This is a genomic window from Chryseosolibacter histidinae, from assembly GCF_018598225.1.
GTDB classification, from domain to species: domain Bacteria; phylum Bacteroidota; class Bacteroidia; order Cytophagales; family Cyclobacteriaceae; genus Chryseosolibacter; species Chryseosolibacter histidini.
Genome location: NZ_JAHESF010000028.1, coordinates 81,907 through 94,480, shown reverse-complemented (window position 1 = coordinate 94,480; position 12,574 = coordinate 81,907). Strand labels below are relative to the sequence as shown.

Annotated in this window: 14 protein-coding genes; all 14 read left to right on the top strand. The window is 52.4% G+C overall.

Translation table 11 applies throughout. The features are described 5' to 3' along the window. The first annotated feature begins 238 nt into the window (after nucleotides 1-238). On the top strand, nucleotides 239-1,783 hold the full coding sequence (gene flxA, locus KK083_RS22785; RefSeq protein WP_254167869.1) for a flexirubin biosynthesis tyrosine ammonia-lyase FlxA: 1,545 nt from the start codon (nucleotides 239-241) through the stop codon (nucleotides 1,781-1,783). Between the two features lie 35 nt (nucleotides 1,784-1,818). Then, nucleotides 1,819-2,547, top strand: a complete 729-nt coding sequence (flxB, locus tag KK083_RS22780; protein WP_254167867.1) for a flexirubin biosynthesis SDR family reductase FlxB — start codon at nucleotides 1,819-1,821, stop codon at nucleotides 2,545-2,547. A gap of 405 nt (nucleotides 2,548-2,952) precedes the next feature. Further along, nucleotides 2,953-4,173, top strand: a complete 1,221-nt coding sequence (locus KK083_RS22775; protein ID WP_254167865.1) for a beta-ketoacyl-[acyl-carrier-protein] synthase family protein — start codon at nucleotides 2,953-2,955, stop codon at nucleotides 4,171-4,173. Continuing rightward, nucleotides 4,164-4,439: an acyl carrier protein gene (locus KK083_RS22770; protein ID WP_254167863.1), complete on the top strand. Its 276-nt coding sequence runs from the start codon at nucleotides 4,164-4,166 to the stop codon at nucleotides 4,437-4,439. The genes KK083_RS22775 and KK083_RS22770 overlap by 10 nt, the downstream gene beginning before the upstream one ends. A 1-nt stretch (nucleotide 4,440) precedes the next feature. Beyond that, a complete protein-coding gene (locus KK083_RS22765; protein ID WP_254167861.1) occupies nucleotides 4,441-5,325 on the top strand; it encodes a lysophospholipid acyltransferase family protein in 885 nt (294 codons plus the stop codon). Next, nucleotides 5,326-5,751, top strand: coding sequence for a hotdog family protein (locus KK083_RS22760; RefSeq protein ID WP_254167860.1), 426 nt, complete (start codon nucleotides 5,326-5,328; stop codon nucleotides 5,749-5,751). Nucleotides 5,752-5,763: 12 nt separating this feature from the next. Further along, a complete protein-coding gene (locus KK083_RS22755) occupies nucleotides 5,764-6,408 on the top strand; it encodes a hypothetical protein (RefSeq protein ID WP_254167859.1) in 645 nt (214 codons plus the stop codon). A 198-nt stretch (nucleotides 6,409-6,606) separates the two neighbouring features. Continuing rightward, nucleotides 6,607-7,023, top strand: a complete 417-nt coding sequence (locus KK083_RS22750) for an acyl-CoA thioesterase (RefSeq protein ID WP_254167858.1) — start codon at nucleotides 6,607-6,609, stop codon at nucleotides 7,021-7,023. A 1-nt stretch (nucleotide 7,024) separates the two neighbouring features. After that, a complete protein-coding gene (locus KK083_RS22745) occupies nucleotides 7,025-8,137 on the top strand; it encodes a beta-ketoacyl-[acyl-carrier-protein] synthase family protein (protein WP_254167857.1) in 1,113 nt (370 codons plus the stop codon). A gap of 5 nt (nucleotides 8,138-8,142) precedes the next feature. Further along, nucleotides 8,143-9,204 carry a class I SAM-dependent methyltransferase gene (locus tag KK083_RS22740; RefSeq protein WP_254167856.1) on the top strand — a complete coding sequence of 354 codons (1,062 nt, stop codon included), beginning with the start codon at nucleotides 8,143-8,145 and terminating at the stop codon, nucleotides 9,202-9,204. Nucleotides 9,205-9,238: 34 nt separating this feature from the next. Beyond that, nucleotides 9,239-10,480 carry an NAD(P)/FAD-dependent oxidoreductase gene (locus KK083_RS22735; protein WP_254167855.1) on the top strand — a complete coding sequence of 414 codons (1,242 nt, stop codon included), beginning with the start codon at nucleotides 9,239-9,241 and terminating at the stop codon, nucleotides 10,478-10,480. A gap of 11 nt (nucleotides 10,481-10,491) precedes the next feature. After that, on the top strand, nucleotides 10,492-11,103 hold the full coding sequence (locus KK083_RS22730) for a beta-ketoacyl-[acyl-carrier-protein] synthase family protein (protein ID WP_254167854.1): 612 nt from the start codon (nucleotides 10,492-10,494) through the stop codon (nucleotides 11,101-11,103). Continuing rightward, the gene (locus KK083_RS22725) at nucleotides 11,091-11,348 is read left to right on the top strand and encodes a phosphopantetheine-binding protein (protein ID WP_254167852.1); all 258 of its coding nucleotides are present in this window, start codon (nucleotides 11,091-11,093) and stop codon (nucleotides 11,346-11,348) included. The genes KK083_RS22730 and KK083_RS22725 overlap by 13 nt, the downstream gene beginning before the upstream one ends. 5 nt (nucleotides 11,349-11,353) lie before the next feature. Next, nucleotides 11,354-12,556: a beta-ketoacyl-[acyl-carrier-protein] synthase family protein gene (locus tag KK083_RS22720; protein ID WP_254167850.1), complete on the top strand. Its 1,203-nt coding sequence runs from the start codon at nucleotides 11,354-11,356 to the stop codon at nucleotides 12,554-12,556. Nucleotides 12,557-12,574 lie beyond the last annotated feature (18 nt).

The following is a 12,574-nucleotide window of genomic DNA, read 5'->3' as shown; positions in this document are numbered from 1 at the left end:
AAACAGGACCTCAGGTTCATGTTTGCCCAATGGTAATTGGTTAGTATAAAACGGTCAACCAATTTTAGGGATTGACATCTTCTGACTTCTGGCTCCTGACTTCTGACTTCTGACCCCTGGCCCCTGGCTCCTTTGCCCGCCCAAGCTTGTCCGGGTACTGCGCGATGATAGCGAAGGAGGGTGATTCCTGACTTCTTTTTGCTATTTTCGCCCGATTAAAATCAAGTACAAGAAACGCATGATCGCAATAGGCGGGAATAGACTGACAGCAGGTGATTTTTTTAAGGTTCTCTATGAGGGTGAGCAGGTGCAGTTACAGCCGCAGGCGCTGGAGACCGTGAAGGCCAATTACGATTTCCTGCGCGCTTATTCAAAAGATAAGATCATTTACGGGATCAATACCGGCCTCGGTCCCATGGCCCAATACAAGATCAGCGAAGAAGACCAGCGGCAGCTGCAGTACAACCTGATCAGGAGTCACGCTTCAGGCTCCGGCGAACCTTTTTCTGAAGACCTGGCCCGCGCCACCATGCTTGCCAGGCTGAACGGCCTCATGCAGGGCTCGTCGGGTATTCATTCAGAGGCGATGGAGCTGCTCACGCTGCTGCTGAACCGGAACATCAGCGCCTGCATTTTCCAGCGCGGTGGTGTAGGGGCCAGCGGAGACCTGGTACAGCTGGCGCACCTGGCCCTGAACCTCATTGGCGAAGGGGAGGTATGGTATAAAGGAAAGCTCACGTCAACCCGTGAAGTATTTGCCGCCGAAAAGATCAGTCCGCTGCAGATCCATTTGCGTGAGGGCCTGTCGTTGATGAACGGAACCTCTGCCATGACCGGCGTGGGCATCGTCAACCTGATCCACGCTAAAAAGCTGCTGAACATCTCCGTCAAACTTTCGGCCATCACCAACGAGCTGATGAAGTCGTTCGACGACCATTTCTCATTGGAGCTCAATGCCGTAAAACATCACCGCGGACAGCAACAGGTTGCCGCCGCCATGCAGAAATTTCTGGGCGACAGCAAGCTGGTACGCAAGCGCCCGGAGCACCTGTATCACCGCAAGATCGAAGAAGCGGTTTTCACCGATAAGGTTCAGGAATACTACTCACTTCGTTGTGTTCCCCAGATCCTGGGGCCCGTGTATGATACGTTGCTGAATACGGAAAAAGTGCTGGAGGATGAGGTCAATTCCGTAAACGATAATCCCATCATCGATCACCGCCGTGAGATGGTTTACCACGGCGGCAATTTCCATGGCGACTACGTTGCTTTGGAAATGGACAAGCTGAAGACCGTGGTCACCAAACTTTGTATGTTGTCTGAGCGGCAGCTGAACTACCTGCTGAACGACAAGCTCAACCAGCGACTGCCCCCTTTCATCAACCTGGGCAGGCTCGGACTGAACTTCGGGATGCAGGGAATGCAGTTTACGGCTACTTCCACCACGGCCGAGAACCAGACGTTGTCTTACCCCATGTACTTACACAGCATTTCGAACAACAATGATAACCAGGACATTGTGAGCATGGGCTGCAACGCGGCGCTGATCACACGCAAGGTGATAGACAATACGTTCGATGTGCTGGCCATCCAGTGCATTTCCCTGATGCAGGCCATTGATTACCTGAAGTGTCATGCAAGGCTTGCGTCGTCTACGCATAAGTTGTACGACGAGATCAGGGCCATCATGCCTGCCTTTGTTGAAGACGAGCCGAAGTACCACGCTTTGCAGAAGGTGAAGCAGCACCTGATCAACAGGTCGTCAAGTCTGGTCATCAGCTAGAATGTAACTTTTTAGTAAACACAGCGCACATACACATGAAATATGCATTGGTTACCGGGGGATCGAGGGGCATCGGCCGCGCGGTTTGCCTGAAACTGGCGGAGCAGGGCTACAACATTCTCATCAATTATAAAAGCAACGAAACGGAAGCGCAACGGACCCTGGAGCTGGTAAGGGAAAAAGGCACGGACGGCGAGCTGATGAAATTCGACGTGTCCGACAAAAGCGCCGTTGACTCCGTATTGGGCGGCTGGCTGGAAACTAATAAGGAAAAAATAATCGAAGTGCTGGTAAACAATGCGGGCATCCGGCAGGACAGCCTCATGATCTGGATGACGGACGAGCAATGGAAAAACGTCCTCGGTTCCAGCCTCGACGGATTCTATTATGTTACCCGACTGGTGGTAAACGGTATGCTCACGAAACGGTATGGCCGTATTGTGAACATCGTTTCGCTGTCGGGCCTGAAAGGTATGCCCGGCCAGACCAACTATTCCGCCGCCAAGGCCGGTGTGATCGGCGCCACCAAAGCCCTGGCACAAGAGGTAGCCCGCCGTGGGGTGACCGTGAATGCTGTGGCACCCGGTTTCATCCGAACCGATATGACCCAGGACCTGAAAGAAGCTGACCTGAAAAACCTGATTCCCATGCAACGTTTCGGCGAAGCTGACGAGGTAGCGGACGCAGTTGCGTTCCTTGCATCACAGAAAGCGTCTTACATTACCGGGAATGTGCTGTCGATCAATGGCGGACTTTATTCGTAATCGAGGCTCTTCGGACTCAACCTTAGTTCCGTCATCCTGAACGATGGGAGTGCGGAGGGGCTGCGGGAGTGAAGGATCCCCTTGAAACAGCGTGCGACTGCATGAAGCAGATGCTTCCGGATCAGGTTCGCAGTAAGCTTCGAGGGGATCCTTCGCTCGCACCAACCCACTGCACCACCACCGCTCAGGATACCGGTCCGCCGGAGAACTGCCGCCGACTATGGACGCCCTAACGAAATCTTCTAAATAATGCCCCACGTGCTGTCTCAGCCGAATTTCATGCATCACAAACTTCATTTATTTACTTATTTTTGCAGTGCATGGAATGGTATGCATGCAGCATGTCTATGGCCACTGGCATTTCCGACCCATTGTTTAACTAAAATTTGAAATAATCGCTGTCTAATGAATCGGGTTGTCATTACCGGTTTGGGGATTTATTCCTGTATCGGTAAAAATCTGGATGAAGTAAAAACCTCGCTCTATCAGGGCCGGTCCGGTATTGTGCTGGACCCTCAACGCAAGGCTTTGGGCTACCGCTCGGGTTTAACCGGGTATGTGGAGCGCCCGCAGCTGAAAGGTGTGCTCGACAGGCGGGCGAGGATCATGTTGCCCGAGCAGGGCGAATATGCCTATATGTCTACCGTGGAGGCGCTGAAACATGCCGGCCTTTCGCAGGATTACATAGACGCCAACGAGATCGGCGTGATCTTCGGCAACGACAGCTCGGCACAGCCGGTGATCGAAGCCATTGACATCATCCGTGCAAAACAGGATACCATGATGGTGGGATCAGGATCGGTATTTCAGGTGCTGAACTCTACCGTAAACATGAACCTGGCCACCATATTCCGGCTGAAGGGCATCAACTTCACGGTGAGTGCAGCGTGTGCCAGCGGCTCGCATTCGATCGGCCTTGCTTACATGTTCATCCGCAATGGCATGCAGGATCTTGTGATCTGCGGCGGTGCCCAGGAAACGAACATCTATTCTATGGGCAATTTTGATGCGCTGGGTGCTTTTTCGGTTCGTGAAGATCAGCCCCAGGCAGCCAGCCGTCCGTTCGACAAAAACCGCGATGGGCTGGTACCCAGCGGAGGAGCGGCCACGGTGATTGTGGAAAGCCTGGAATCGGCACAGAAAAGGGGTGCTAAGATCCTGGGCGAGATCATCGGCTATGGGTTTTCGTCTAACGGCGAACATATTTCCAACCCCAGTGTTCAGGGACCAGCGAGGTCGCTCAGGATGGCGATGAAAGCTTCCGGGCTCAAGGCTTCGGAGATCGACTACATCAATGCCCACGCCACCTCCACACCGGCCGGCGATGCCAGCGAAGCACAGGCCATTAACGACGTTTTTGGCGAAGTAAGAACGCCTGTAAGCTCTACGAAATCGATGACGGGACACGAATGCTGGATGGCAGGAGCAAGCGAGATCGTGTACTCCATGCTGATGATGGAGGATTCTTTTATGGCGCCCAACATCAATTTTGAAACGCCTGACGAGCATTCGGCCAACCTAAATCTTATTACAAAGACCACGAATAAAAATATTGACGTATTTTTGTCGAACTCTTTCGGGTTTGGAGGCACAAATTCAACCCTGATCGTAAAGAAATGGAACTAACTAAAGTGATGGATAAAGCAAGTATTATTGAGCGGATCAATGGATTTCTGGTGGAGGAGTTTGAGGTGGATGCCGGAAAGATCACGCCCGAAGCAAACCTGCGCGAGACCCTCGAACTCGACAGCCTGGATTACATCGACCTTGTGGTGGTGATCGAAAGCAATTTCGGCTTTAAGGTGAAGCCCGAAGACTTTGTTTCTATTTCCACCTTTCAAAGTTTCTACGACTACGTGGCCAGCCGCGTAGGTGAGAAAGTAAACGCCTGATATGCCTCAGTGGGAAGGCAAATCCAGGGGAAATAAGTTAGGTTACAGCATCTTCGTTTTCATTTGCAGAACCTTCGGCGTTTTGCCCGCTTATTTCCTGCTTAGGTTTGTGGCTTTCTATTACTTTCTGTTCTCGCATCAATCATCACGTCACAGCTATTACTACTTCCGGCACAGGCTCGGATATTCGCCGCTCAGGTCGTGGCTGAACATCTACAGCAACTATTATAAGTTCGGACAAACGCTGCTGGACAAGATCGTGGTAATGGCCGGTATCGAAAACAGGTTTACCTACCATTTCGACGGTGAAGAGAACCTGCGCCGCATTGTGGAGAAGGGAAGGGGTGGTATTCTGCTCAGCGCCCACGTGGGCAACTGGGAAGCGGCAGGACATTTGCTTAAGAGGCTCGACACACGCATCAACGTGGTGATGTTCGATGGTGAGCACGAGCGCATCAAACAATACCTCGACCAGGTGACGGGCGGAAGGAACTTCAACGTGATCGTGATCAAAAACGATCTCTCGCATGTGTACGCCATCAGCGAAGCCCTGGGAAGGAACGAGCTGATCTGCCTGCATGCCGACAGGTTCCTTCCGGGGAATAAGACAACAACCCGGCAGTTCCTGGGCGCGGAGGCGGAGTTTCCTGCAGGACCGTTTATGCTGGCGGCGGGTTTCAATGTGCCGGTCTCCATTGTGTTTGCGTTCAAGGAGAGCGCCACGCATTATCACTTCTACGGAAGCTCGTTGTTGCAACGCAGCGAAGGTGAAAGTAAAAGTGCGTTCACCGATAAGCTGATGAATACGTTTGTTGCCGAGCTGGAACAAAAAATAAAATTGTATCCCGAACAGTGGTTTAATTATTATAACTTTTGGACCAATTGAATGCTTGCGTCGCGCAATAATATCACACAATTCATTCCCCAGCGCCAGCCCATGGTGATGATCCACGACCTGTTGGAGGCCAGCGACACCCACGCCATCACGCGCCTGTCTGTTGAACGTGAGAACATTTTCATCGATCGCGAATGCCTGGCCGAACCGGGATTGGTGGAAAACATAGCACAGACCGCGGCAGCGCAGGTGGGTTATCAGTGCGCTTTGAAGCAGGTCCCCGTGCCGATCGGTTATATCGCTGCCGTGAAGAACCTGGAGATCATCCGGCTGCCGAAGCTCGGTACCGTGATCACCACGTCGATCGAGATCACCAACCAGGTGCTGGATGTTACGGTAGCCAAAGGCAGGGTGGAGCAGAACGGAGAAATATGCTGTACCTGCGAGATGAGAATATTTGTTAAGAATCAACCCTAATCCCCCTCATATATGCTGACGAGAAAGATTGTTATCATCGTCTTTATGACTTTGTCCGGCGGAGTACTGTGCGCCCAGGACATGGCCGACATTTTTGATCGCAAGACCTCTGTGACCTGGCTGGGCCTCGATTTCTCAGGTGCCAAGCTGATCGGCGATCGTGAACGGCTTGGCTCTATCTCGGATGTACAACACCTGGTAGAGGCATGGAACGACATCATGCTGAAAGAAGAGGAGAAGTACGATGTGGCCCTGGCCATCGACAAGATCAAAGTGGAAAACGCGATCGAGATCACCAAAGAGCACAACGCCAACCTCGACGTGTCTGAAATGTTCTCCAGCGAAATGAAAGATCACTTCCACCTGAAGCCTGATGACATTGCGAGGATCGTGGCCGACTACGACTTCAAGGGAAAAAACGGTATCGGCGTGATGTTCAACGTGGAGAGCTTCAGCAAGCTCAACAGTGAAGCGGCCCTTTGGGTTACCTTCATCAAAATGGATACAAAGGAAATTTATTTCTCTGAACGCGTCACCGGCGAACCCGGTGGAGCCGGCCTTCGAAACTATTGGGCCAATTCCGTGTACAATATCCTGAAGGGCATGCGGAAGAAGGAGTTTGAGATGTGGAGGAAGAAGTATTACAGGAAATACTAGGTCCATAGTCGATGGTCCATAGTCCATGGCCGGCCGAGTGAGCTGTTCGGGGTTAGTTTCTGGTCCAATAACAAAACAGAACCCGGTTGTGTCACTGACAATCAATTGCCATGGACCATGGACTATCGGCCATCGACTTTCAAATAAGAATGCAACGAACAAAACATTGATACTAACTTAACCTTCGATCAACGCACCGTGTTATCCGACAAGACAGAAGTTACCGTTCGATTTAATGAGGCAGACCCGCTCGGCATTGTGTGGCACGGCCACTATGTGCGTTATTTCGAAGATGGTCGTGAAGCGTTCGGAAAACGTTTTGGCATCTCTTACCTGGATTTCTATCACCAGGGAATAGCGGTTCCGGTGGTGTCGGTACAGTGCGACTATAAGAAACCGCTTCGCTACGGCGACTCGGTTATTGTTGAGACGAAGTTCATTAACTCGGCGGCAGCGAAGCTCAAGTTCGAGTACAGAATGTTTGAAAGTGAAAGTAAGGCGCTGGTAGCCACAGGGTCATCGCTGCAGGTTTTTGTAGATGCAAAGACGTTCGAGCTGCAGCTGACCATGCCTTCGTTCTTTGAGGCGTGGAAGAAAAAATGGGATCTCCGTTAACATGAAGCAGGTGTGGGTTGCAGCAGATACGATCGTGTCGCCGCTCGGGAAAAGCAGCGAGGAGAATTTCGCGCTGCTGAAAAAAGGCCTGAGTGGTGTTGCGTTGCTCGATGATCCATCGTTCACCGCGGTTCCTGTCCAGGCCGGAAAAATAAACTCGATCGGCGCTACCCCGGAGCTCACACGTTTTGAAGCCATGAGCCTGGAAGCCATTAGGCAGATCACCACCAGGTTCAGCCTGCCGGCAGACCGCACACTTTTTATTCTCTCCACCACCAAAGGCAATATCAGTGTTGTGGATGAGGGCCAACCAGATCATTCACGGCTGTCACTGCACGCTACCGCGGATTTTTTAGCCCGGCAGGCGCGTCTTGCCGATCACCTGGTGATCTCCAATGCGTGTATCTCGGGCGTGATGTCGTTGATCGTAGCCAAACGTTTTTTGCAGGCGGGAAAATATGATCATGCCCTTGTGCTGGGCGCCGATACGTTGAGCCGTTTTGTGATCTCCGGATTCCAGAGCCTGCAGGCACTGAGTGCCGAGCGATGCAGGCCCTTCGATGCAGCGCGCAAAGGCATCAACCTGGGTGAAGCCGCGGCGGCCATGCTGCTCACGGTAAAACCTGAAGTGCTGGGAACGAAGCCCACGATACGGATACTCGGCGCAGGATTGAGCAACGACGCCAACCACATTTCAGGACCATCGCGCACAGGCGAAGAGCTGGGCTACGCCATCCGCCAGGCCCTGAAGCAAAGTGCTGTTTCAGCTGCGGACGTTGATTTTATTTCAGCCCATGGAACGGCAACGTTGTACAATGACGAGATGGAAGCGAAGGCTTTCGACCTGGCAGGACTTAGCAACATACCGTTGAACAGCCTGAAAGCCTATTACGGTCACACCCTCGGTGCTGCAGGCATTGTAGAAACAGTGGTCGGTATGCACAGTCTTGAGCACGGTGTTGCCATACCAACGCTGGGCTTCAGCACACCGGGTGTATCGAAGCCGGTGAATGTGATCAGTGAAATATCGACCAGGAGACTCAATACATTTTTAAAAACCGCTTCCGGATTCGGAGGTTGCAACGCGGCCATGGTGCTGCAAAAAGTAAATTGACATACATGGATTTTTTCGAGACCGACAAGCTTACCGCATTGGAAGCGAAAGAGAAAGCGCAGTGGATCGCTTTTGCTCCCGTAGTTTTTCAGACCACCCGCATCCTGCGCGACAGCGGCATTCTTCAGTTCGTTGAAAGCAACCAGGGCTCAACTTTTCAGGCGATCGTTGAAAAAGTGGGGCTGCCGCTCTATGGTACGCGGGTGCTGGTGGAAGCAGCGCTGGGCATCGGCCTGCTCACCTGCAAAGAAGAACGGTACTACACCACGAAAACAGCAACCTTCATTCTCCACGATACGCTCACACGGGTGAACATGGATTTTATCCAGGACGTGTGTTACCAGGGAATGTTCTACCTGGAAGACAGCATCAAAACCGGTAAACCGGAGGGACTGAAAGTTTTCGGGCAGTGGCCCACCATCTACGAGGGACTTTCCAAACTTCCCCCGCAGGTGCAAAAAAGCTGGTTTGCCTTCGATCATTATTATTCGGATACCGCTTTCCCTGACGTGCTGGCCCTGATCTTCGCGAACAAGCCGAAACGCCTGCTCGATATTGGCGGCAACACGGGGAAGTGGGCCCTGCAATGCCTGGAATACGATGCAAACGTGGAGGTGACCATCATGGACCTTCCGGGCCAGGTGGAAATGGCGAAAGAGCAGATCACCAAAAGAGGCTTCGGCAACAGGATCCGTTTTTTTGAGACCAACCTGCTGGATGAGACGTTGCCTTTCCCGAAAGGATTTGACGCCATCTGGATGAGTCAGTTCCTGGATTGTTTCTCCGACGAAGAGATCAAATCCATCCTGAGAAGATGCCGTGAGGCATTGCAACCGGGTGGTGCTGTTTACATCCTCGAGCCGTTCTGGAACCGGCAGCGCTTTCAGGCATCAGCCTTTGCGTTGCAACAAACCTCCCTTTACTTCACCGCCATGGCCAACGGCAACAGCCAGATGTACCACGCAGGAAATTTCATCGGCTATGTGAAGGAAGCAGGGTTCACCGTAACGGAGCAGAAAGACCTGATCGGCGTAAGCCATACGCTGCTGACGTGTAAACCCATTTAAAAGACCATAAGGTTACCGTGTAATACCAAATGCCATGATAGAGACAGATGTGTTGGTGATAGGTGCAGGTCCGGCGGGAAGTATCGCCGCCTCCATGATCCATCAGGCTGGCCTGAAGGTGAGGGTAGTGGAGCGTGAACGTTTTCCGCGGTTCGTCATCGGCGAAAGCCTGTTGCCACGTTGCATGGAAGTGCTGGAGGATGCGGGTTTCCTGGAGGCCCTGAAAGCCAAAAATTTCCAGGAGAAGTTCGGTGCAAAATTCCTGAAAGGCGATGCGGTTTCAGATTTTAATTTTACGGAACAGTTCACCAAAGGATGGAACTGGACCTGGCAGGTGCCACGCGCGGAGTTCGACCAGACACTGGCGCAGGAAGTTCAGCGCATGGGCGTTCCCCTCGATTTCGAGACCACGGTAACGGATATCAAATTTTCGGACGATGAAAGCTCCGTGACCACTGTGCAACGCAAAGATGGAACGCAGGAACAGATCGGCGCACGTTTCATTGTAGATGCCAGCGGATATGGTCGTGTGATCCCGCGCTTGTTCAACCTCGATAAACCTTCGAACCTCGATCCGCGCAAAGCTGTGTTTGCACACGTGAAGGATACACGCAGAATGGATTTCGATGAGCCTAACCGGATCATTGTTGTGCTCTACGCACCCGGTGTTTGGGTCTGGATCATCCCGTTCTCTTCCGGTGTAACATCGCTCGGGTTTGTGGGCAGCTTCGGGTTCTTTTCACAATTCGACGACGACCTCGCACATCAATACGAGACCCTGATCAACGGGCATCCATACCTGAAGCAACGTTTCGGCGATGCGCCCCGGGTATTCGAGCCCAGAAAGCTGGAGGCGTGGTCAGCCACCACCGACAGCTTTTTCGGGAAGGGATTTGTGCTCACGGGCAATGTGACCGAATTCCTGGACCCCATCTTTTCTTCGGGGGTGATGTTCGCCACCGTATCGAGTCACCTGGCCAGCAAACTGGTGGTGAAAAAGCTCAGGGGTGAAGCGGTGAACTGGGAGCAGGATTATACCCGCGTGATCCAGCAAGGTGTGGATACCTTTCGCACGTATGTGATGGGCTGGTATGATGGCACACTTGAGAAGATCTTCTTCGCCAAAAATCCCGATGCCGAGATCAAACGCCAGATCTGCTCGGTGCTGGCAGGATATGTATGGGATCAGCAGAACCCGTATGTGCGTGAGCATGAGCGCGCGTTGAAGCGGCTGGCCCGGCTGATAGAAGTACAGGAAAAAATCCAAACCCATTAATCATAGAACCGGTGATCACGCATTATTGCATTATCCGCGATCAGAACATCGTCCTTGACGGGAAGGTTATCTTCTCCGAAAAGAACAGTGACCTGGACGCGTTTTTGCTGAACGCCTACGCTTCTTTGAAAGTGGATTATCCTAAATTTTATAAGATGGATAACCTTTCCAAGCTCGGGTTCCTGGCGGCGGAAATGTTGTTGAAAGATCGGAGCCTGCTCAATGATTACGCTCCCGAGCAGGTGGCGCTGGTGTTGTCGAACGCGCACAGCAGCACGGATACTGACAGGCGTTATACACTTTCGTCCAGAACGGCGCCGAGCCCTGCCTTGTTCGTCTATACGCTGCCGAATATCGTGGCGGGAGAGATCTGCATCCGGCATAAGATCAAGGGCGAAAATGCCTTTTTTGTTGCCCCTGCGTTCGACCCGGCGCTCATGGCCGACTATACCGATATGGTGATGGCAGGAGATACGGGTGCGAGCATCGGTGGCTGGGTGGATGTGCTGGGTGGGCACTACGATGTTTTCTTATATTTGCATGAAAAAAACAAAGCCGGTCTGGCAGAGCATACGACCGGGCAATTGAAAGAACTTTATAATACTACACTATGGAACAGTTGATGGGCAACCTCAAAAGGCAGATCATTGAAGCGCTCAACCTGAAGCACCTGAAACCGGAAGATATCGGCGACGATCAGCCTTTGTTTGTGGAGGGCCTCGGCCTGGATTCCATCGATGCGCTGGAGCTTATCGTGCTGTTGCAGCAGCATTACAGCATCAAGATCGAAAACCCCCAGGAAGGCCCGAAGATCTTCAGATCGGTGAAGACCATCGCTGAATACATTACCGCTCACAAACCTGCCTGATCACCTTGAAAGGCCGCGTGTTGGTAGCCGGAACCGGCGTGATATCCGCCATCGGAAACTCCCTTCCGGAAACGCTGCATGCCTTTCAGCAAAAAAAATCCGGCATTGGTGCCATTACACAGCTGGAGACCCTGCACAAAAACGTGCTGCCAGTGGGCGAAGTGAAGCTGTCTACGGAGCAGCTCGCAAAAATCACAAAGCAGCCAACCATCACACGAACAGCGTTGTTGGGAATTCATGCCGCGCGTGAGGCCATTGCCAGCGCGGGCATCAGCAGCCTGAAGAAATGGCGCACGGGACTGATCTCGGCCACCACAGTAGGTGGTATGGATCGCACCGAAGATTTTTTTCAACCTTTTCTGCAAAACCCGTCGCAGGGCAGGCTGCGCGATGTAGTTCATCACGCCTGCGGCAGCACCACGGAGCTGATCGCTGAGGCCATTGGTGTGAACGGATTTTTGTCTACCATCAATACAGCCTGTTCATCATCCGTAAACTCCATCATGCTCGCCTCCAGGCTGATCCGGCAGGGGTTACTGGATGTTGTTGTGGCCGGTGGTACGGACGCGCTCACAAAATTCACGTTGAACGGATTCAATAGTTTGATGATCCTTGACAAGGAGCCATGCCGCCCCTTCGACGCCACCCGCAATGGTCTGAACCTCGGTGAGGGCGCAGGATTCCTGGTATTGGTTTCCGAAACGGTAGCTGCCCGGGAGAAGATCGAAGCGATATGCCATGTATCCGGATTTGCCAACACCAACGACGCGTATCACCAGACCGCCTCATCGCCGGAAGGCCGTGGTTCTTTTGCGGCCATGCAGCAGTCGTTGGAAGTGAGTGGGTTGAGCACAGATGACATCGATTACATTAATCTTCACGGCACAGGCACCGTGAACAACGACCAGTCTGAGGGCACCGCCATCAACCGGTTGTTCAGCGATAAAAAACCAAAACTGAGCTCGACAAAATCTTTTACGGGCCATACGCTCGGCGCCTGTGGTGGCATTGAAGCAGTATTTTCGGTGATGGCCATCCGTCATGGATGTGTGTTCCCGAACCTCCGCTTTCAGCAACCCATGCCGGAGCTGGGCATCGTGCCGCAGGTGGAATTCGAGTCGGGATTAAAGATCAGGAATGTCATGAGCAATTCGTTCGGCTTCGGCGGCAATTGCTCGTCAATAATATTTTCACAAATTCAGAGATGACATCCTTCAAAAGGACGT